This window comes from Ligilactobacillus agilis, from assembly GCF_025311475.1.
Lineage (GTDB): Bacteria > Bacillota > Bacilli > Lactobacillales > Lactobacillaceae > Ligilactobacillus > Ligilactobacillus agilis.
Map to the genome: position 1 here is coordinate 1407692 of NZ_CP104397.1, position 20248 is coordinate 1427939.

At 40.7% G+C, this 20248-nt stretch carries 21 protein-coding genes and 1 other annotated feature; of the genes, 1 reads left to right on the top strand and 20 read right to left on the bottom strand.

All coding sequences use genetic code 11. The features are described 5' to 3' along the window. Positions 1-6: 6 nt before the first annotated feature. The 11 genes from murG to dapG (N4597_RS07055) form a co-directional block, all read right to left on the bottom strand. Positions 7-1101 (bottom strand): undecaprenyldiphospho-muramoylpentapeptide beta-N-acetylglucosaminyltransferase, encoded by a 1095-nt coding sequence (gene murG, locus N4597_RS07010; protein ID WP_089144563.1) that lies wholly within the window; start codon positions 1099-1101, stop codon positions 7-9. Next, positions 1101-2477, bottom strand: coding sequence for a UDP-N-acetylmuramoyl-L-alanine--D-glutamate ligase (gene murD / locus N4597_RS07015; RefSeq protein ID WP_390892628.1), 1377 nt, complete (start codon positions 2475-2477; stop codon positions 1101-1103). Before murD ends, murG begins: the two co-directional genes overlap by 1 nt. Positions 2478-2498: 21 nt before the next feature. Continuing rightward, on the bottom strand, positions 2499-3464 hold the full coding sequence (mraY, locus tag N4597_RS07020; protein ID WP_056976483.1) for a phospho-N-acetylmuramoyl-pentapeptide-transferase: 966 nt from the start codon (positions 3462-3464) through the stop codon (positions 2499-2501). A gap of 25 nt (positions 3465-3489) precedes the next feature. Continuing rightward, a complete protein-coding gene (locus N4597_RS07025) occupies positions 3490-4944 on the bottom strand; it encodes a UDP-N-acetylmuramoyl-L-alanyl-D-glutamate--2,6-diaminopimelate ligase (protein WP_260905251.1) in 1455 nt (484 codons plus the stop codon). A 13-nt stretch (positions 4945-4957) separates the two neighbouring features. Beyond that, a complete protein-coding gene (locus N4597_RS07030) occupies positions 4958-7102 on the bottom strand; it encodes a penicillin-binding transpeptidase domain-containing protein (protein WP_056976481.1) in 2145 nt (714 codons plus the stop codon). Then, entirely contained in the window at positions 7099-7464 is a 366-nt protein-coding gene (gene ftsL, locus N4597_RS07035) for a cell division protein FtsL (protein ID WP_234403088.1), read from the bottom strand. The genes N4597_RS07030 and ftsL overlap by 4 nt, the downstream gene beginning before the upstream one ends. A gap of 24 nt (positions 7465-7488) precedes the next feature. Continuing rightward, positions 7489-8433, bottom strand: coding sequence for a 16S rRNA (cytosine(1402)-N(4))-methyltransferase RsmH (gene rsmH / locus N4597_RS07040; protein ID WP_172573979.1), 945 nt, complete (start codon positions 8431-8433; stop codon positions 7489-7491). A gap of 9 nt (positions 8434-8442) precedes the next feature. Continuing rightward, a complete protein-coding gene (mraZ, locus tag N4597_RS07045) occupies positions 8443-8874 on the bottom strand; it encodes a division/cell wall cluster transcriptional repressor MraZ (protein ID WP_050612502.1) in 432 nt (143 codons plus the stop codon). 215 nt (positions 8875-9089) lie between these two features. Continuing rightward, positions 9090-10289, bottom strand: a complete 1200-nt coding sequence (gene dapG, locus N4597_RS07050) for an aspartate kinase (RefSeq protein ID WP_167589526.1) — start codon at positions 10287-10289, stop codon at positions 9090-9092. Positions 10290-10430: 141 nt separating this feature from the next. Continuing rightward, complete coding sequence (locus N4597_RS10750; protein WP_050612504.1) at positions 10431-10790, bottom strand: DUF3397 family protein; 360 nt, start codon at positions 10788-10790, stop codon at positions 10431-10433. Positions 10791-10792: 2 nt separating this feature from the next. Beyond that, positions 10793-11995 carry an aspartate kinase gene (dapG, locus tag N4597_RS07055; protein WP_050612505.1) on the bottom strand — a complete coding sequence of 401 codons (1203 nt, stop codon included), beginning with the start codon at positions 11993-11995 and terminating at the stop codon, positions 10793-10795. Positions 11996-12228: 233 nt separating this feature from the next. On the opposite strand from dapG (N4597_RS07055), the gene N4597_RS07060 reads away from it, so the two are divergent. Continuing rightward, positions 12229-12351, top strand: a complete 123-nt coding sequence (locus tag N4597_RS07060; protein WP_101812405.1) for a DUF4044 domain-containing protein — start codon at positions 12229-12231, stop codon at positions 12349-12351. 73 nt (positions 12352-12424) lie between these two features. Here the strand turns inward: N4597_RS07060 and N4597_RS07065 are convergent, their stop codons facing one another. The 9 genes from N4597_RS07065 to mreC all read right to left on the bottom strand — a co-directional run bounded on the left by N4597_RS07065 (position 12425) and on the right by mreC (position 20214). Continuing rightward, positions 12425-13354: an alpha/beta hydrolase gene (locus tag N4597_RS07065; RefSeq protein ID WP_050612506.1), complete on the bottom strand. Its 930-nt coding sequence runs from the start codon at positions 13352-13354 to the stop codon at positions 12425-12427. A 23-nt stretch (positions 13355-13377) separates the two neighbouring features. Further along, the gene (gene cls, locus N4597_RS07070) at positions 13378-14841 is read right to left on the bottom strand and encodes a cardiolipin synthase (protein WP_172575777.1); all 1464 of its coding nucleotides are present in this window, start codon (positions 14839-14841) and stop codon (positions 13378-13380) included. Positions 14842-14862: 21 nt separating this feature from the next. Beyond that, complete coding sequence (locus N4597_RS07075; RefSeq protein ID WP_089144621.1) at positions 14863-15708, bottom strand: amino acid ABC transporter substrate-binding protein; 846 nt, start codon at positions 15706-15708, stop codon at positions 14863-14865. 24 nt (positions 15709-15732) lie between these two features. Next, positions 15733-16368, bottom strand: coding sequence for an amino acid ABC transporter ATP-binding protein (locus tag N4597_RS07080; protein WP_094129966.1), 636 nt, complete (start codon positions 16366-16368; stop codon positions 15733-15735). An 11-nt stretch (positions 16369-16379) separates the two neighbouring features. Then, entirely contained in the window at positions 16380-17027 is a 648-nt protein-coding gene (locus N4597_RS07085) for an amino acid ABC transporter permease (protein WP_056976471.1), read from the bottom strand. A gap of 47 nt (positions 17028-17074) precedes the next feature. Further along, positions 17075-17308 (bottom strand) — a binding site (T-box leader). A 48-nt stretch (positions 17309-17356) separates the two neighbouring features. Next, complete coding sequence (gene minD / locus N4597_RS07090) at positions 17357-18163, bottom strand: septum site-determining protein MinD (RefSeq protein WP_050612510.1); 807 nt, start codon at positions 18161-18163, stop codon at positions 17357-17359. 1 nt (position 18164) lies between these two features. Then, positions 18165-18830: a septum site-determining protein MinC gene (locus N4597_RS07095; protein ID WP_202022217.1), complete on the bottom strand. Its 666-nt coding sequence runs from the start codon at positions 18828-18830 to the stop codon at positions 18165-18167. A 12-nt stretch (positions 18831-18842) separates the two neighbouring features. Then, positions 18843-19355, bottom strand: coding sequence for a rod shape-determining protein MreD (gene mreD / locus N4597_RS07100; protein WP_050612512.1), 513 nt, complete (start codon positions 19353-19355; stop codon positions 18843-18845). Between the two features lie 13 nt (positions 19356-19368). Further along, the gene (mreC, locus tag N4597_RS07105; protein WP_167589532.1) at positions 19369-20214 is read right to left on the bottom strand and encodes a rod shape-determining protein MreC; all 846 of its coding nucleotides are present in this window, start codon (positions 20212-20214) and stop codon (positions 19369-19371) included. Positions 20215-20248 lie beyond the last annotated feature (34 nt).

A 20248-nucleotide genomic window follows, 5' to 3' on the forward strand; every position in this document is an offset into this window, starting at 1 on the left:
CTAACCTCACTTGATTAGGCTTTCTAAAACAGCTAACAACTTGTCTGCTGCATTAGGCATCCCCATTTGTTTACAGTTAGCCGCCATTTGCATGCGCTCTTTATCATCGGTCATCAACTTATTAATTGCAGCCACTAAGCTAGTTTCATCTAACTCACTTTCTTTAATCATGACCGCTGCCTGTCTAGTTACCAGGCTTTGGGCGTTTTTAGTTTGGTGATCATTAGTTACATAGGGACTTGGTATTAAAATAGCTGGTAAACCCAAGGCCGTAATTTCCGCCAAACTAGTGGCACCAGCGCGTCCCACGATTAAATCGACTTCGGGTAAAATAGCTGGCATATCGGCGATATAAGGGACGATGTGCACATTTTTAGGTAGTTTTTTATCAGCTAGCTTTGCCATAATTTTTTCATAGTGACCTTGACCACTAACAAATAGGACCTGATAGTCCGCTTGTTTCCAGGCAGAAATTGCGGCCGTGCTAGCTTCATTGATTCTGCGTGCTCCCTGGGACCCCCCAAAAATTAGCACCGTCTTCTTATTTTTTTCGAGGCCATATTCACTGTACAACCGCCCGGTCTTTTTCATCAGTGCCACCTGCTGTGCCCGCGGGTTTCCTGTCAAAATAACTTTCTTTTCAGGAAATTGGCTGGCTGCATCCTCAAAACAAATTCCAATTTTATCTACAAAATGGCTCAAGAATTTATTAGTTACCCCGGCAACACTATTTTGTTCGTGAATCATAGTTGGAATTTTTAGCTTGCTAGCTGCGTACACAACCGCACCACAGACATAACCTCCAGTTCCAATAACTACATCCGGTTTAAATTCTTTGATAATTCGCTTAGATTCATGCACGCTCTTTAAAAAGAGGTAAACCGTCTTTAGGTTTTCTAACGACAAGGAGCGCTTAAAGCCCTGAATCTTTAATGTTTTTAAGGGAATCCCAGCAGCCGGCACAATCCGCGTCTCAAGTCCCCGGGTAGTACCAACATATAATACTTCTGCCGTTGGATCTTTTTTCTTTAATGCTTCTATTAAAGCTAAGGCTGGGTAGATATGACCACCGGTCCCACCACCAGATACTAACAACCGCATTACTTTTCCTCCACTTCTTGGGCCAGTTTAGTTACTGCCTCAATAAATTTATCTCCGCGCTCTTCAAACGTCTTCCACTGATCCCAACTAGCACAAGCAGGTGATAATAAGACGATATCTCCTGGTTGGCTTAATTGATAGGCTAACGGAACAGCTGTTACCGCATTTTCGGTTCTAATAATATGCTTAACTCCAGCTGCTTTCCCAGCTTGAGCAATTAATTCCGCGGTTTGTCCAAATACAACTAACCCGCGTAAATCCTTAAAGAATGGGACTAACTTTTCAAACGTAAATCCGCGATCTAAGCCCCCCGCTAGCAAAACGACCGGTTGCTTAAAGCCAGCCAAGGCTTTTTCTGTCGACTCCATGTTGGTAGCCTTAGAGTCATTATAAAATTTACGGTCATTGATGGTCCGGACGTACTGGGTCCTGTGTTTAACCCCTGAAAAAGTCTTCAATACTTCCACAATCGCTGCGGTTGGTACTCCCATCAACTTAGCGACTGCTAAGGCAGCGAGCGCATTTTCAACATTATGTGTCCCTGGTACCTTGATATCTGCAGCTGCCATAATCGCTTCGTCTCTGAAATAAAGGATACCATCTTTTAGGTAGGCTCCCTTTTGACTTAGGTTATTGCGTGAAAAGGGTACGACTTGTGCTTGACTTTGTTTAGAAAGCTCGCGCCACTCTGGGTTGTCCCAGTTAACAACAAAGTAATCGGCTGCCGTCTGATTCATGGTAATTCTCATTTTGGCTTTAACATAATTTTCCCTACTGCCATGGTAGTCAGTGTGGGCTTCATAGATATTGGTTAGTACCGCGATATGTGGGTGCAAAGCGCTAATTCCTAATAATTGGAAACTAGACAACTCCGTTACCAAAATATCTTCTTGCCCCAACGTTTGGGCTTGCTTGCTAGCAGGAATCCCGATATTACCAGCCTTATAGGCATGTTGCTTAGCACTTGCTTGGTTTAGCATTAGGGTAATCATTGTCGTTGTGGTTGTTTTCCCATTTGTCCCAGTAATAGCAATCATTTGGCCCTCTAAGATTTCATAGGCCAATTCTGGTTCAGTTATAATTTTTAACCCCCGTTTTTGAGCTTCAGCCACTAAAACATTTGTATATGGAATCCCAGGATTTTTAACCATTAAATCTATATCTGTTAATAAGGCAAGTGGGTGACTGCCTGTAACCACCTTGATATTTTGGGCTTCCAAAGCGGCTACCTGGTTTAAATCACTTGGCTCATTTTTATCATTAACCGTGACCTTAGCACCTAGTTTAGCCAATAACTCGGCCGCATTGATACCGCTCTTACCTAATCCTAACACTAGTACTTTTTTTCCTTGATAAGTAGTAATCTTTTTCATCACACAAGACTTCCCATCTATTTATTAAAGTATAACTATTAAATCAACAATCACTGCCGCAAGTAAGCCAACTCCCCAGAAGGTTAAATCAATCCGCCATTCACTCCAGCCGGATAACTCAAAGTGGTGGTGAATGGGGCTCATTTTAAATAGCCGCTTACCAGTTTTTCTAAAATAGGCAACTTGGAGCATCACACTCGCAGTTTCACAAACAAAAATTATTCCAATTAGGAGAAGAGATAGTTCATGGTGGAGCAAAATAGAGACAGCAGCTAAAGCTCCCCCTAAAGCTAACGATCCCATGTCACCCATGAAAATTTTGGCTGGTTTATGGTTAAACCCTAGGAAGGCCAGTAATGCCCCCATCACTGCTAAACAGAAAGTTAACACCGCATACTGGGCTTGCACATACGCAATGACAGCGTAAGCACCAAAAGCGATTGTTGCTTGACCTGCTACTAAGCCATCAATTCCATCCGTAAGGTTTACCGCGTTAGAAAAACCAACTAACCAAAAAATTACAAATAATACGTAGATAAAACCGATGTTTAGTTCATATCCGCCTAAAGCTAATGACAAGGGCAAGCCTTCGTGTAAGTAAACTCCCATAAAAATTAAGGCCCCTACTATCTGACCCAATAATTTTTGCCAAGGTTTTAGCCCCTCATTTTGCTTCTTCCATAGCTTGATTGAATCATCAAAAAAACCTAAAAAGCCGTATAAAAGTAAGATGAAGGCTAAAATAATTACGGCGGAGTTGAGGTTATCCTGTAACCATGCCGTCAGTAAGGCCGTAATTACAATGACAAAGTTAAAAACAAAGCCCCCCATCGTTGGTGTTCCCGACTTTTTGGCATGCCAAGTTGGGCCATCTTCTCTAATCATTTGCCCTTGTTTTTTCTTATGCGCGTAATTAATAAACAAAGGGGTAAATAAAGTCGTCAAAATAAAGCTAACTACTAACGGGATTAACATCGCTATAATATCCATTATCTTTCTCCTTATATAACAAAAACTAGGCTTGCTTAAAATAATTAGTTACTTCTTCTACATCATCAAAGTGGTACTTTTGCTTGCCGATAATTTGGTAATCTTCGTGCCCCTTACCGGCAATTAACACCACATCACCGGGTTGTGCTTGTTCTAGGGCCCACCTAATGGCTTGACTGCGGTCTACAATAACTTTAGCAGTCCCGGCTTCAACGCCCTTTAACATATCATCAATAATTGCTTGGGGTTCTTCTGTACGTGGATTGTCCGAGGTAAATACAGCTAAATCACTGTTTGCTACTGCAATTTGAGCCATCTTAGGCCGCTTATCGTGATCACGGTCACCGCCACACCCAACTACACAGTACACTTTACCCTTAGCAAAATCATTAATTGTTTCCAAAGCATTTAATAACCCGTCGGGGGTATGAGCATAGTCAACAATTGCGCTTACTTGCTTATGACTTAACAGTTGCAGCCGACCTTTTACCCCTGGAAATTTAGTTAGGGCGGAAATAATATCTTCTGTCGCTATTCCTGATACATAGGCGGCACCAAAAGCGGCTAGTAGGTTATAAACGTTAAATAACCCAACCGTCTTAACGTGGAGGTGATACCTTTGTTTGAACACGACTAAATCAAAATCCGTCCCCTGGCTATGGATATCTATGTTTTCTGCCCTAATCATGGCAGGACTATCAATTCCGTAAGTCAATACTTGAGCTGGGGTATCTTGCATAAACTTCTTGCTCATTGGGTCATCTAAATTAAAAACAGCCACTTTTTCTTTGCCACCATAGCTATTGCCTAATTGTGCAAATAACAAGCTCTTAGCGTGAGCATAGTTGGCCATAGTCTTATGGTAGTCTAGGTGATCTTGACTAAAATTAGTAAAAACCGCTACATCAAAGTCTACCCCCCAGACCCGACCTTGAATCAAGGCGACTGAAGAGACCTCCATCGCAACTTCGCTGACGTTAACAGTCGCCATCTTAGCTAAAGTTCTTTGCAAAGTAATAATATCTGGTGTCGTATTGTTAGTTTTTAAAACCTCATCACCGATACGCCGGTACATGGTCCCAATTAACCCAGTTTTTTGACCTTGGTCCCTAAAAATAGCATCAATCATGTGGGTTACCGTCGTTTTGCCATTAGTCCCAGTAACTCCAATCACTTGCAATTTTTGGCTAGGATAGTTGTAAAAGGCACTGCTGAGAATAGCCATCGCCTTATAGGTATTTTCAACATACACGACTGGTACGCCAACCTTAATTGGTTTTTGAGCAATAATGAGTTTAGCACCACTTTGTAAAGCCTGGTCCACAAAGGCATGGCCATCCACTGTATGACCTGCTATTGCTATAAAAATACTATCTGCTACAACTTCCCTTGTATCTTGAGTTACCAAAGCAACCTCAAAATCCGTAAAATTCTCAACTTCTTTGAACTTCAGTTTACTAATTAATTCACTTGCTAACATTGTATCCATCCTCTTAACTGAGTTTGACTGTCAATTCCTTGACGCCACTTAAATTACTATTTGCAACCACACTTTGCTCGCTTACGTATCCAGCTCCCACAATTTTTAGTTTTAATCCTAATATGGTAGCTAGTTTAACGACATCACTGCGTGACCAGCCCTTAATATCTGGCATCGTCATCGTGCCACCAGTCTTTAAAATAATCCTGCTACCTACAAATAATTCTTGGTTGGCTGGTGTAGACTGGGCTTGTATCTGCTTTTTATTACCTAAGACTGTTACCACCAACCCAGCGGCTTGCAACTTCTCGGCAACCTCTGAACTAGATTGGTTCTTATAGTTAGATATCGTCACCGCCTTTTTACTTGTAGAAGCTGCAGTCTCTTTCATTGACCGTTCCATCAACGGGTTAAAGACCTCGGCTAACATTTCGCCTGAAGTCTTGCCGGCAAAGGTCTTCGGCTGTTTGACGGTAATATATAAAATATACTTAGGGTTATCAATGGGAGCCATCCCTACAACGGAGAAGATATAATTTGTATCTCCGGTTAGGTAACCGCCCCCACTAGGGGAGGCAATTTGGGCTGTCCCCGTTTTGACCCCGACTTCATATTGGTCTGATTTAAAGGCGGTCCCGGTCCCATGTTCATCGGTTACAACCTGCGTCATTAGGTTTCGTACCTGCTTAGCAGTCGTTGCCTTTATTGGCTGCCCAATTACCTTTTTACCTTCTTGCTTCAAAACTTTATTGCCGTCAGCCGAAACAATTTTCTTTATCATGTAAGGTCGCAGTTCTTTGCCGTTATTGGCGATTGCACTAAAACCTTGCATCATTTGAAAGACCGTTACGTCTATCCCTTGACCGTAAGCAGTATTAGCTTGCTCAATGGGATAATTGTAGGAGATACTTCCTTTAGATTCCGGGCCTAAGCCAGCATTAGTTTCCTTTAGGAAGCCAAACTTTTGGATATAATTTAACCAAAGCTTTTTACCCATTTGTTGCTCTAATAAAGCCATCCCTACGTTAGAAGACCGAATAAAGGCTTGGTCATAAGTAATACTTCCCCAACCAGCCCGGTTCCAATCGTAAATTTTAGAACCATCAATTGTCAATGCTCCCGAATTGTAGTAGGCATTACCATTATAATGACCGCTATTAATGGCAGCTGCGGTTGTGAAAATCTTCATAGTCGATCCAGGCTCATAAGTTTCCGCCAACAGCTCATTTCTCCAAACCGGAATGTTACTCTTGGTTTGGGCATTAAAAGTTGGGCGCTGGCTAGCAGCTAAAATCGCCCCCGTTTTCGCATTCATTAAGACCGCCGTCATAGATTGCGGCTGGTATTTCTTTTGCGCAGCCGTCAGTAAATTTTCCATATAAACCTGTAATTGGGAATCTAAGGTTGTGTAAACATCGGCCCCATTTTTGGCTTTCTTATACTTAGATTTCGTTCCCGGAATCTCTGTGCCACTGTTATCCTTCATATAGCTGCGGGTACCATTAGTTCCTTTCAAAAAGTCATTATAGACTTTTTCAATCCCCATTGTGCCACTGATCTCGTTGTTCATAGTTGCAGTTAAGCCAATAAAGTAAGAGGCAAAGTTACCGTTAGGGTAAAGTCTAGCTACGGTAGGGGTAAAGTTAATGCCGGTAATATTGGCTGCCTCAATGGCTTTTTTGGTTTCTAAGGATATTCCTTTACCTGCCGTTCCAAGTTCCACCTGATACAAATCTGGGTTATCAGGATTTAAAATTTGGTAAACCTTCTCATAGGAAATGGGTAAATTCTTACTTAAGACCCGGGCAGCCTTTTCCTTATCCTTATCCGCCAAGTAGGCGCGCTTCCCGTAATAAACCGCGCTCTTAGATAAAACTACATAAACCGAATACGTGGTAGTATCCTCTGCAATTGTATTCCCATTAGTATCATAGATGCTCCCACGTTTAGCTTTGATTTGCGTTTTGTTAGCATATAACTGCGCTACTTTTTTATTTAGGTCAATTCCTGCAACTTTATGAAAAACGCCTACATAAAAAAAACGCCCTATGAATATCACAAAAATTAGGAATACTGTAAAAAAAAGGCCTATCCCTAGTCGCTTTCTTTTTAACTGCATTTTTTGCTTATTCAATGTTCGTTTATTTTTCATATTCATTTAGTAACATTCCTTGTACTAGATTCATTAAGTTTTAAACCCGCACTAGCTGCAATTTTACTCAAGCGTGACCGACTAGATAACTCACTAATCTCTTGCTTAGCATTAGTATTTTGAACTTGAAGCTTAGTTTGTTGCTTCCTAATTGTCTGTAACTCATGTTGGGCATTTGTCAGTGCGACTGTTGACTTAACAACGGAAGTCGTAACCGCAAAAGCAATAATTACTACTGCAGCTAAATAAATAAAATCTTTGCCTACAAGCGTCACCTTTTTAGCTAGCCTTTTAGGCTGCTTATTAATTTTATGTACTGGACTTGGGTTAGTAGTTTCCGTCCATTCTTTTAATGCCGGTTGTGCCAATTTAATCACTCCCCTACCTAATAACTATACTTTCTCAATAACCCGCAATTTAGCAGAATGAGCTCGGTGGTTAGCCTCTAACTCAGCTTGACTAGGGGTTATTGGTTTACGGTTAACTAAACGATACTCTAATTCCAACTCACTTGGAATGACCGGTAAGCCCCTTGGTAATTCCGGCAGACTAGTTTTTTCCTTAAACATCGTCTTAACCAGGCGATCCTCCAAGGATTGGAAGGTGATGACACTTATTCGTCCGTGAGGATTCAATAGTGAGAGGGCTTGACCTAATGAGTCTTCCAAAACTCCTAACTCATTGTTAACCGCAATTCGTAATGCTTGAAAAACCTTTTTAGCAGGGTGACCACCTTTACGCCGGGCCTTAGCTGGAATTCCCGCCTTAATTAGCTCCACCAATTGACCGGTCGTTTGAATTTCTTCTTCCTGACGCTTTCTTTCAATTTGCCTTGCAATCGACTTAGCAAATTTTTCTTCGCCATATCTAGTGAAAATTCGTACTAATTCACCATAAGACCATTCATTTACAATCTTGCGGGCAGTCAAAGCCTGACTTTGATCCATCCGCATATCCAAAATTGCATCCTGGCGGTATGAGAAACCCCGTTCAGCAACATCAAATTGTGGAGAAGATACTCCTAAATCATATAAGACTCCATCAACATGACTTACCCCATGCTCAGCTAACTTTTGCTTTAACTGTTGGAAGTTACTCTTAATTAAAGTTAACTTTTTAGCCACTAGCCAATCACGTAAATTTTCCTGATTATAATCCAATGCTGTTTGGTCTTGATCAAAGGCATAGAGGTGACCGTTTGGCCCTAATTGTTCAAGAATCTTTCTACTATGCCCGCCACCACCTAGTGTGCAGTCAACGTAGATGCCGTCAGCTTTTATATTTAAATTATCCACTGCCTCATTTAATAGGACCGTTACATGTTCAAATTCTGTCATCGTCTCACCTTAAAGTTCAAAATCAATCATATTCTCAGCAATCTCATCAAAATCCGTGGCGGTTTGCTCACAAAAATCAAGCCAGTTTTCCTCAGCCCAAATTTCAAACCGATTAGAAACCCCAACAATCACGCACTTTTTCGTCAGTTGTGCATGCTGGCGTAGCATACTAGGGATGTTAATCCTACCCTGCTTATCAAATTCACACTCCGTGGCCGCTGCATAAAAGAAACGTACAAATGCCCGGGCGTCCTTTTTAGTCAAGGGTAAGCTTTGCAACTTAGTGGCTATCTTTTGCCATTCAGACTGTGGGTAGCCAAAAAGGCACCCATCCATTCCGCGCGTCAAGACGAACGTTGGCGTTAACTTTTCTCTAAACTTGACCGGGATAATCAACCGCCCTTTAGTGTCCAAGCTATGCCGGTATTCTCCCATGAACATTCGTCTTCACCAGCCTTTACGATAGTAACCCTAGCTTAAAATAATACTATGATTAAATAGTACCACAATTCCCCACTTTCAACCACATCTTATTTAGAAAAACCCACCTTACCCTAAAAATGAAAACTTGCTGTGGTTACCAATTAAATCGGCCACGAAAAAAAGGTGAACTTTCGTCCTATCACGAAAATTCACCCTATTAACTTATTGATTTATTAATCATTCAATAAAAAGGTATCATGTAATGCGTTGACTGCCTTTGATAAGTCCTTGCCATGAACTAATACCCAAATGGTTGTATCACTATCGGTTGTTTGCAAGATTTGAATTCCTTGCTTGGATAAGGCCGCCACCATCTTGGCCGTTACCCCCGGAGTATTTAGCATCCCCGCACCAATTACTGAAACCTTAGCGCAATCTGCCACTACTTTAGCCTTAATTTTTTCCTTGGTAAATAAAGCCTGTGCTGCCTCCCCTTGTTCCCGATTCAAATTGAAAACAATTCTATCGGGACTAATGTTGATGAAGTCAACACTTAACTTATTGGCTGCCAGTAAGTTAAACACTTCGTCTGCCGTGACATCGCTTGTCGCAATGCTAAATTGGGTTAACCCTACTTGGTGAGCTACCCCTGTTACTGTCCGGTAATGACTGATTGAGAGGTTCCTATTGGAAATCAAAGTCCCTAATTCATTAACCCCATCCCAAGTTGACCTAATTCTTAGTGGTAGGTGGGCTTGTTGAGCTACTTCTACCGCCCGGGGGTGAATAACCTTCGCCCCTTCATGAGCCATATTGGCAACTTCTTCGTAAGAAACTTCTTTTAAGAAGCGGGCCTTTTTGACTAACCGCGGATCACCTGTCATCATCCCCGAAACGTCGGTGAAGATATCACAGCGCTCTGCTCCTAAGGCTGCACCCAACAGGGCTGCTGATGTATCTGAACCACCCCGACCCAAAGTCGTAACGTGCCCTTCCTTTGATAGGCCCTGGAAACCAGCCACAACTACAATGTCTACTTCTTCAAAGGCCGCCATAATCTTGTCCGTCTGCACGTCAATTACCTTGGCGTTTTGGTAGTCATTGTTAGTCCTAAAACCAGCATCCGGGCCGGTTAGAGCCGTGGCCTTGTAGCCATTTTGCTTGAGCATTTGGGTAAAGACTGCCGTTGAGATTACTTCTCCCACCGAAACCAGCATATCCAATTCACGCCCGTTTAAAGCTGTCTTTTCACCACCAACCAGATTTAATAGTGAATCTGTGGCGTAAGGTGCGCCATTTCTTCCGATGGCTGAAACAACCACGGCCACCTTATAACCCTCTGACACAGCGTGGGCCACGTGGGCCATGGCTTTCTTACGCGCCTCTTCATCTTGGACCGACGTCCCGCCAAACTTATCTACAATAATCTTCATTAGCCTTAATCACCCCTAAATAGTATCTCACTTTTTTAAAAGTGTCTTTTAATCTGATTTAACTCTTTTTAATTATACAGAGTAACTAATTAAAATGCAATTATTTATTGCTAATTAACTATTAATGCATAATTTTTCATTTCAGTTAAAAAATACGATTATTCTGCTTACCAAAACCACCAGCAAACTTAAACTAAGCACTAAGTCCACCAATAACCAGTAACGTCTCAAAAACCTGCTCAAAATGATGTCCCCTTTAACCAAGATTTGCTTAAGCGTCATCAATAGTCCTAGCAAGGCTAAGCTAAAAATGAGGTATAAGCTTAGGGAAAGTCCCCAGATTTCTTGACTAAAAAAGGCAAGCGGAACCAGGTACAGAGGGCTAATAATATCCATTACTAATAGCTTTTTCGGCCACAAACGTAACCTTTTTTTTAATAGGAACAATACCAAGGCTAATAAAATTAGAACCACTAACTGTATAAACGGATTCATCAGCATCTTTAAGCTTCCTTAACTAGGAAAGTATCGTGCAAGGCGTTAACAGCCGCTACTAAATCCTTACCATGGACTAGCACCCAGATAGTCGTGTAACTATCAGTTGTTTGGAGAATTTGGATTTTTTGCTTAGACAAAGCAGCCACTATTTTAGCCGTTACCCCTGGGGTTCCCATTATTCCGGCACCAACAATCGAAACCTTAGCACAGTCTGGAACAACCTGGGCCTCAATTTTTTGCGCCTCTAAAAGTTTTTGTGCTAACCGGCTTTCTTCCCTATTTAAATTAAACACGATTTTGTCCGGGTTAATGTTGATGAAGTCAACACTTAACTTATTGGCTGCCAGTAAGTTAAACACTTCGTCTGCCGTGACATCGCTTGTCGCAATGCTAAATTGGGTTAACCCTACTTGGTGAGCTACCCCCGTTACCGTCCGGTAATGACTGATTGAGAGATTCCTATTGGAAATCAAAGTCCCTAATTCATTAACCCCATCCCAAGTTGACCTAATTCTTAGTGGTAGGTGGGCTTGTTGAGCTACTTCTACCGCCCGGGGGTGAATAACCTTCGCCCCTTCATGAGCCATATTGGCAACTTCTTCGTAAGAAACTTCTTTTAAGAAGCGGGCTTTTTTGACTAACCGCGGATCACCTGTCATCATCCCCGAAACGTCGGTGAAGATATCACAGCGCTCTGCTCCTAAGGCTGCACCCAACAGGGCCGCCGATGTATCTGAGCCACCCCGACCTAAGGTCGTAACGTGGCCTTCCTTTGATAGGCCCTGGAAACCAGCCACAACTACAATGTCTACTTCTTCAAAGGCCGCCATAATCTTGTCCGTCTGCACGTCAATTACCTTGGCGTTTTGGTAGTCATTGTTAGTCCTAAAACCAGCATCCGGACCGGTTAGAGCCGTGGCCTTGTAGCCATTTTGCTTGAGCATTTGGGTAAAGACTGCCGTTGAGATTACTTCTCCTACCGAAACCAGCATATCCAATTCACGCCCGTTTAAAGCTGTCTTTTCACCACCAACCAGATTTAACAGTGAATCTGTGGCATAAGGTGCGCCATTTCTTCCGATGGCTGAAACAACTACGGCCACCTTATAACCCTCTGACACAGCGTGAGCCACGTGGGCCATGGCCTTCTTACGCGCCTCTTCATCTTGGACCGACGTCCCGCCAAACTTATCTACAATAATCTTCATGAAACTATCCCTCCGCTTGAGTAATCAAGACTAAGCATTTCTAGCCTTCTTAACAAAGTAGAACCACCTGTTATATTAATCCATTATAGCGTAGGTCACAATACAATACAAAAGCAGCTAACCATAAATTTAGCTTTCTTTTCTAAGGTCTACTCCCCCAGAAAAATTGACATTTTAGTAATACTAACGGTATAGTAGTACTTAACAAAAGCTATTGTAAAGGATGACTGGCAGTGAAAGAAAAAAAGAAAAAGACTACCCTTCAAAAGATTACCATGGTAGTTGTTTGGATTATGTTAATTTTTACGCTTCTCTCGGTAATTTTAGCAGCCGTTGGTGGCGTAATGGGTTATTAATTCAATTCTGATTAAACAAATTAAAATCCCCGTTAATCATTGAGTTCAATGGTTAACGGGGATTTTGACTTACTTACTGCAAATACTTAGCAAAGAAAGCTCCTACTCTTTGTTGATATTCATGCGGATAATTGTAATATGTCATCGCATGCCCTGTCTTTTTGCTAATCCATAGCTTCTTTGTTCCAGCTTGGGCTGCATAGTTTTGCTTAACCATCTTTGTAGCCACAAAGTGGTCACTATCCCCATGAATTAAGTATAAAGGTAAAGTATTTTTACGTAACGCGGTCGTAGCTTTAGCCTGCCTGAAATCAAAACCAACCCTAATTTTGGCAATCATACTAGCCAACATAATAAATGGTTCTTTAGGCAGATTAAACTGCGCCTTTAATTGGTTGGTTAACTCGGCTTCAACACTGGAATAACCACAGTCCTCGACGATTGCCTTTACTTGGGAAGGTAGCTTTTGGCCACTGACCATCATCACCGTAGCTCCACCCATTGAAACACCAAAAAGCCCTATTTGTGAATTTTGGCCTTGATATTTAATGACTTTTTTTATCCAGTTAACATAATCTAAGCGATCTAACCAACCAAACGTAAGGTATTTTCCTTGGCTTTTCCCGCTCCCACGGTCATCAGGAGCTAAGACATTGTAGCCTAAGTTATGGAATAACCTTATATACGAAGCCATGCTAGTATGATTTTCGTGATAACCATGTGCAACAATAATCGTTTTATTGGTAGCTTTAGCGGCCGGAACATACGTGGCTACCAAGCGTAAGGAAGAGTTGGCTGCTCGTTGCTGCCATTGTTCTTGCTTAACATTTTTTAGCCAAACCTGGTCTGCCTTTAAAACAGCTGCCTTCTTATGATTGCTTGGACCAGGTACTCCCCGTGTAAAAGCATATGACACTAAGTAGTTACTTCCGACTAAAATTCCTCCTACTAAGAGAATCATTAGCCCCACTAATCCATATTTTAACCAACGTTTCTTAATCATCTCTTTTTCTCACTCTCTTATTACTATAAAATTGGCGCTAATAACCGGGAAAATTGTTGCTTAAAGCGTAGCCAGACCGATTGTTGTCTAAAGTGGGCTTCATCTAAGCGACTACACTTGGCTAAATCTTGTTCAAAACTCGCCTGTAATTTTTGAACCAAGGCGCGATCATAACAAAAGGCATTGGTTTCAAAATTCAGTTTAAAGCTCCGAAAATCGACGTTAGCTGACCCAACAGAAGCCAGTTCATCGTCAACTATAAAAGTTTTAGCATGTAAAAAACCATCCTCATACTGATATATCTCCACGCCTTTTTCTAACAAGGCCTTAGCAAAATACTGGGTAGCTCGGTAGACAAACGGATGATCCGGTTTAGAGGGAATCATAATTCTAACCTTAACTCCTGACAGGGCAGCCACACTTAAGGCCTCGTAAATTGAGTCATCCGGTATTAAATAGGGAGTTTGAATGTCAATCGTCTTATTGGCACTACTAATTAACTTCAAATATCCTAATTTTATAGCTTCGTTTTCATTATCTGGTCCCGAGGAAACTATCTGGATACTGGTGGTTCCTCTTACCGGACTAAGTGGAAAGTAGCTGTCTGCATAAGTCAGCTTGGTGCGCTTCTTATCCCCCTTAATTGTGGCATTCCAATCCATAAAGAAGCGGGACTGCAACGCAATTACCGCGTTACCAACTATTCTTAGATGAGTATCACGCCAGTTACCAAAATATTTAGATTTTCCTAGATACTGGTCGCCTACGTTAAAACCACCTATATAGCCAATCTCACCATCAATTATGACTAACTTACGGTGAGCTCGATAGTTAAAGCGGGGGCTGTGAACTGGTGACCGCCTATGACCAAAGAAGGGTTCGGCCTGGCCGCCAACCTTTTCGAGGTCCTTAAAAAAACCATGCCGCTGGCCACGCGACCCTAAACTATCGTAGATAACTTTAACCTTAACCCCTCTTTTAGCCACCGTTATCAAGGCTTGCTTTAATTTAGTCCCAATTTCATCGGAAAAAATTGCATAATACTCCACGTGGACATGTTTTTTAGCTGCTAAGATATCAGCTAACAATGCGGCAAACTTTTCCTGTCCATCCGTGTATAAGGTTACTTGGTTATGCTTAGTTAAAACCGCTTCGTCGGTCTCCAAAAAAAGCTTGGTAACCTGCCTTGACTCAACCGTTAAAATTTCTTTAGGCATTAGCTCTTGTTCTTGCCATTGTTCTTTTTGAAGAGACACTAACTGGGCCAAGCCTGTCCGTTCCTGGGTTTTTAAATCAAAAATCTTCTCTTGCGAAATTTTCTTACCCGCAAACAAGTAAAAGATAAACCCTACCACCGGAATTAAAGTTAAAACTAATAACCAAGCCCAGGTAGCAGCTATATCTCTTTTCTCGCGAAAAACCGTGATGATTGCAATAATATCATTCACGATAAAAACGCCTAAGACGACTAGGTTAATAATTGCCATGTCGCTGCCCCCTACTTTAAATTACTTCTTATTAATTTTAACATCTTTAAAAGAAATTTGATTATTTTCCCCAAACCATTTCTGATTTAATTTATTCAAACTACCGTCCTGAGCCATCTGTGCTAAGGTTAGGTTAATCTTTTGGCGCAAAGTTTTATCCCCTTTACGCATGCCGATTGCAAAGTCTTCATTAGGAAAACCGACCTTTAGCGTGCGATAACTAGCTGAGTCCTTTAGGTGAGCAATGTAATAATTAGCATAAACACTATCTATCACTAGGCCTTGAATCCTGTTGGCATTTAAATCTAAAAAGGCATTCGTAAAGGTATCATACTGAATGGCTTGCTTAGGGTATTGCTTTAGCATGCTTGGATATTCATTATAAGCGGTATAACCAGATGAACCACTCTGAAGTCCAATCAGCTTATTTTTCATATCCGCTGGCCGTAAAATTTGATTTTTTTTCTTACTTACTAAAATTTGTTCATTTTTTAGGTAAGTGTGACTGAAAGCAACCGTTTTTTCACGAGCTTTGGTTTTCGTATAACCATTCCAAATTAAATCAATCGTTCCATTTCGTAGTTCGGTCTCCTTCATTGACCAATCAATCGTTTGAAAGCTAACCTTTAAGCCAAGACGTTTAAAAACTTCCCTAGCCAAATCGATATCATAACCAGCTAATTGACCATTTTTTTGCCGAAACCCCATCGGTACGAAGCTATCGTCTAGCCCTACGACTACCGTTCCACGCTTTTCTATCTTATTCCAAGTATCGGTTTGATTAGCCCGTTTACTAACATTTTCACACCCGGCCAAACTACTGGTTAATATTATCAGTAATGCTAATATCTTCCATACGTACTTCATTTTTTTCAAATGTCTTCCCCCCATTTAAAATTTTAAGGGCTTAACCTTCAAGATTTGATCCGCAATTTCATCGGCAAAATCCCAGTCGTGAGTAACAATAATTTGGGTCATCCCGCTCTTTTTCAGATCTAAAATAATTTGCTTAACTGCTTGTGATAAGTTGGGATCCAAGGCGGAGGTTGGTTCATCATAACATAAAATTTTGGGCTGCATTGCTAAAGCTCTGGCGATTGCAACCCGTTGCTTTTGCCCCCCAGATAATTGGTAGGGATAAAGTTCTGCTTTGTCACTTAAAGATAATTTTGCCAGCAGCTGCCTTGCTTCTGCCTGGGCACTAGCTTCGTCTTTTTTCAAAACCATTTTAGGCGCTAACGTAATGTTTTCTAACACAGTTAGGTGCGGGAATAAATTGTATTCTTGGAATACGACCCCAATCACCGCCTCACTCGTTGACGAACTTGGGTCAAATGGTTGCTTATCAATTAGTAACTGGCCGGAATCAATGGTTTCTAAACCACTAATACACCGAAGTAAGGTGGTCTTTCCTCCTCCGGATTCACCAACAATGCAAAGGATTTCTCCATCCGCAACCTGTAGATTCAACCCGTCAATAATTTTTCTTTTGCCAAAGCTCTTAGTAAGATTTTGTAACTCTAACATAAAATCCCCCCTTATTTCCAATAACTGTAGTGATTTTCTAACTTACCCAAAATAAAGGTTAAAATCGCCGTCATCATCAAATAAATTATTCCAACCATAATTAACGGTACCAGGGTTACATCTCGAGCGGTCGCAATATTTCCGGCTCTCAACAAATCACCCAAACCGATTACGTAAACTAAACTAGAATCCTTAACTAGGTTAATAATTTCATTTCCAATTGAAGGAAGAACAATTTTCACCACTTGTGGTGCAATGATTTTTCTAATTGTTTGCCAATAAGTTAAGCGTAATACCCGGGCACTTTCATATTGGCCCTTATCAATCGACTGCAAGCCCCCCCTAAAAATTTCAGCGAAATAAGCAGTATAATTCAAAATAAAGGCTACTAAAGCTGCTTCGTAACGGGGTAAAATCAACCAACTTGCTAAAATTGGCAAGCCATAGAAAACAAAAATTAATTGTAATAATAAGGGAGTCCCCCTCATTAGCCAAACGTAAAAACGTAATATTCCCTTTACCACTTTAAAACGTGACATTAAGCCTAAAGCAACCACTAGTCCCAATGGAACTGAACCAACTAAGGTCCAGCAAAAAACTTCTAATGTTAATTTAGCTCCTGCCATTAAAGACGGCAGTATTTCCACAATATAGTCCATCTTATTTCCTCCCTCTTTAAACAGAAAAAGCCCTCTGAGCGAATTGCTCAGAGGGCGTATCTACGCGGTCCCACCTCAATGACGTTAACTTCTCACAAAGTTAACCTTAGCGAGTTTTAAACTCAGCTGTTAACGGGGGCTCCCGACTAAACCTACTAAACTATGCGTTCAATCTAGTAACTCGCAGATGTGGTTCGGCCAACCTTTTCTTTTCTCTTTTCAGCTCCTGAGAAATCTCTGCTAAAAAAGAATCGACCTACTCTTCTGTTCACTGTCTTTAATATAATTAAAAATCTATCATCATTGCTAATTGTTGTCAAGCAATTTCCTTAGGCCCGTTTAAACCAACGGGCAATTTTACTAAAAAAGCCCTCTTGTTGTGCCTCTTCCATCGTCAACAATGGTACCGTTTCTCCTTCAAGGCGCCGGGCAATATTTTTAAAACATTGGGAAACGATATTGTTATCAGCAAGCACAATTGGTTCGCCCTTATTGGTTGAACTAATCACGGCATCATCATCAAATACAATTCCCAATAATTTAATTCCCAAATGATGGGTAATCTCATCCACATCCATCATTTGACCATTGTTAACCATATGCTTTCTAATTCTAGAAATAACTAACATCGGTGGCTGTTCTAAGTCATATTTTTCCAATAAACCTACCACCCTATCTGCATCCCTAACCGCAGGTATTTCCGGCGTAGAAACTACAATTGCCTCATCAGCCCCCACAACTGCATTCATAAATCCTTGTTCTATACCAGCTGGACAATCTAACAAGACATAATCAAACTCTGGTTTTAACTCATTTACCAACTGTTTAACTTCTTCTGGTTCTAAGGCATCTTTATCTGTATTTTGTGCAGCCGCTAACAAGAACAAAGTATTATCAAAACGCTTGTCCTTTATTAAGGCTTGGTGAAGTTTGGCTCTTCCTTCAACTACGTCAACAATATTATATATTATTCGGTTGTCCAAACCTAAGACCACGTCTAAATTTCTTAGCCCAATATCTAAATCCACCAGGCAAACCTTTTTGCCTTGCAGAGCTAACGCAGTTCCTAGATTAGCAGTCGTGGTTGTCTTACCAACTCCACCTTTACCGGATGTAATTACAATTGCTTTTCCCATCTTAGAAACCCCCTATTTTTACAAATAATTTAGGTCTAAGTGCCCTTAGTTCACTTATATCTGCATAGGTTAGTGTATGCAAATCATTTACATACACTAAACATCTACTAGTCGGAATTGTCTTTTCTTCCACAATATCGACCAAATCCCCAATTCTTACTTGCTGAGCCTGGGAAATCTCACCCGCAATAATTGCTCGCGAGTTATTATCATAGCCAGCATGGACAATGCCTTCGATTTTGCCGAGACTATAAATACTACCGCTAGTTTGCAAAACCCCACCTTGGTGCACGGCCCCAACAAATAAAACATCACCAGTTAATTCTAAGACCTGACCATTTCTTACGGTTGCAGCGTTAATATGAATATTGTGGTTCTCCATAAAATCCCATGCCTCTTGCTTATCAATTACGCTAGCTGTAATTTTATGAATGGCAAAATAAGGATAGTCGCCAAAAACCTTTTCTAGTTCTTTTTTCTGCCAGGTATTAAGTAGGCGTGCTCCAGTATTTACTTTAAAGGTGATTGTTGTTTGCTTTGAGCCTTCATCTTGCTTTAGACCATCCAATAACTGCCTTAATTCTGAAGTAATCAAAGTAAAGTCCGCATCATCTTTTAAAGTGATCTCGTAACCATCCTTATGTCCCTTTAATATAACTGTCTGCATACCTACACCCCTTTAAGCAAATTTTGTAAATAGCCAGTGCAAAGGCATAAACAAGATAACGTAGCAAGCTAAATTATAAATTAAGGTCGGACCTAGATTTTGTCCGATAAAGTCTGCTATCGACACACTAGTAAATCCTATTAATACATTGGCCCAATAAAATAGTATGGTTAAAACCGTAATATCAATTAGATATATTAATAATACCACAATAAATGATGGGGTGAAGTATTTCATGATTTCACGTGTTAGATAGACAATTAGCGGCAACATTACGGTAAATAGTCCTAAGATTCCCGTATAGTAGCTATCAAATAGCAACCCAGCAACGGTTGCCCAAACAAAAATATGCCTAGCGTCACTGTAACAAACAGCCATTACCAACCATAACAAAACCAGTCTGCTCTCCATGAAGGTTGTCTGGGTAAATAAATAGTTAGCCCAGTGTCCACTTAATGCCCCATCTAAAAATAGTGCTAAAAATAATCCAATCGGAAAAAGGTATCTCATTTTTGTACTCGCCACTATGCTTCACCCTCTAGTCAGTTCTCTTGGCAACAGTTACGATATTTAGTTTATTCATATCGGCGGCCGGTTGAATGTAAATCTTAGTGTTGGAGCTGTCCCCACTTGTAGAGACCTTAACCACCTTACCCACATAAATTCCTTGTGGGGTAGTTCCCCCCATACCGGAAGTAACAACCTTAGTATTTTTCTTAACCTTAGCATTATTAGTTATCTGTCCCATTACTAAGAATTTACCAGAAGTACCTGTAATTAATCCGTTGACCGTTTCACCTTTATCATTAGTAAGTTGAACAGCAAAGCGGTTAGCGGCATCATTTTTGGTGGTTACAAGTTCTACCTTACTATTAGTAGCATTTACCTCAGTAACCCGCCCAACTAAACCTTGATCAGAAACCACTGCAGAATTCTTAACAATTCCTGCATTGGTTCCTTTACTGATAATAATTTGATTTTGCCAAGCAGATGGTGTTCTAGCTAATACATAAGCAGTAACCTTAGTATAATCAGTTAAACTTTTGTTTAAGTGTAGTTGTTGCTTTAATTGCTTATTTTCTGATTTTAGTGTTTGATTTTCAATCTTGGTAGCTGCTAAGCTATCAATCTTTTTTTTCAGTAATTCATTTTCTTCATAGGTATTATGTAAATCAGAGATAGCCGTCCCTAAGTTACTAATAGCAGTTAGTGGTAAATCCACAACTCGATTGACTAAGCTTGCAGACTCATTACCTATTTTTTGAACAAAGGATGGTGTGTTGCGATTATTGCGAACAGAAATTGAAAATGCAATCAAAAGAAAACTAATAATTAACGTAATTAAGATAATAACTAGTTTCTTGTTGAAAAAAGCCTTCTGCATAAAGCTGCCTCCCAAATTAGTAATAACTAAAAAT

What these genes read in the sequence shown, in the direction of transcription:
- N4597_RS07030 (WP_056976481.1), bottom strand. Translation starts at nt 7,102, where the DNA reads ATGAATATGAAAAATAAACGAACATTGAATAAGCAAAAAATGCAGTTA.
- mraY (WP_056976483.1), bottom strand. Translation starts at nt 3,464, where the DNA reads ATGGATATTATAGCGATGTTAATCCCGTTAGTAGTTAGCTTTATTTTG.
- N4597_RS07025 (WP_260905251.1), bottom strand. Translation starts at nt 4,944, where the DNA reads ATGTTAGCAAGTGAATTAATTAGTAAACTGAAGTTCAAAGAAGTTGAG.
- N4597_RS07075 (WP_089144621.1), bottom strand. Translation starts at nt 15,708, where the DNA reads ATGAAGTACGTATGGAAGATATTAGCATTACTGATAATATTAACCAGT.
- mreC (WP_167589532.1), bottom strand. Translation starts at nt 20,214, where the DNA reads ATGCAGAAGGCTTTTTTCAACAAGAAACTAGTTATTATCTTAATTACG.
- N4597_RS10750 (WP_050612504.1), bottom strand. Translation starts at nt 10,790, where the DNA reads ATGCTGATGAATCCGTTTATACAGTTAGTGGTTCTAATTTTATTAGCC.
- N4597_RS07085 (WP_056976471.1), bottom strand. Translation starts at nt 17,027, where the DNA reads ATGGACTATATTGTGGAAATACTGCCGTCTTTAATGGCAGGAGCTAAA.
- mraZ (WP_050612502.1), bottom strand. Translation starts at nt 8,874, where the DNA reads ATGTTCATGGGAGAATACCGGCATAGCTTGGACACTAAAGGGCGGTTG.
- cls (WP_172575777.1), bottom strand. Translation starts at nt 14,841, where the DNA reads ATGGCAATTATTAACCTAGTCGTCTTAGGCGTTTTTATCGTGAATGAT.
- murG (WP_089144563.1), bottom strand. Translation starts at nt 1,101, where the DNA reads ATGCGGTTGTTAGTATCTGGTGGTGGGACCGGTGGTCATATCTACCCA.
- N4597_RS07080 (WP_094129966.1), bottom strand. Translation starts at nt 16,368, where the DNA reads ATGTTAGAGTTACAAAATCTTACTAAGAGCTTTGGCAAAAGAAAAATT.
- N4597_RS07095 (WP_202022217.1), bottom strand. Translation starts at nt 18,830, where the DNA reads ATGCAGACAGTTATATTAAAGGGACATAAGGATGGTTACGAGATCACT.
- rsmH (WP_172573979.1), bottom strand. Translation starts at nt 8,433, where the DNA reads ATGACAGAATTTGAACATGTAACGGTCCTATTAAATGAGGCAGTGGAT.
- minD (WP_050612510.1), bottom strand. Translation starts at nt 18,163, where the DNA reads ATGGGAAAAGCAATTGTAATTACATCCGGTAAAGGTGGAGTTGGTAAG.
- dapG (WP_050612505.1), bottom strand. Translation starts at nt 11,995, where the DNA reads ATGAAGATTATTGTAGATAAGTTTGGCGGGACGTCGGTCCAAGATGAA.
- N4597_RS07065 (WP_050612506.1), bottom strand. Translation starts at nt 13,354, where the DNA reads ATGATTAAGAAACGTTGGTTAAAATATGGATTAGTGGGGCTAATGATT.
- dapG (WP_167589526.1), bottom strand. Translation starts at nt 10,289, where the DNA reads ATGAAGATTATTGTAGATAAGTTTGGCGGGACGTCGGTCCAAGATGAA.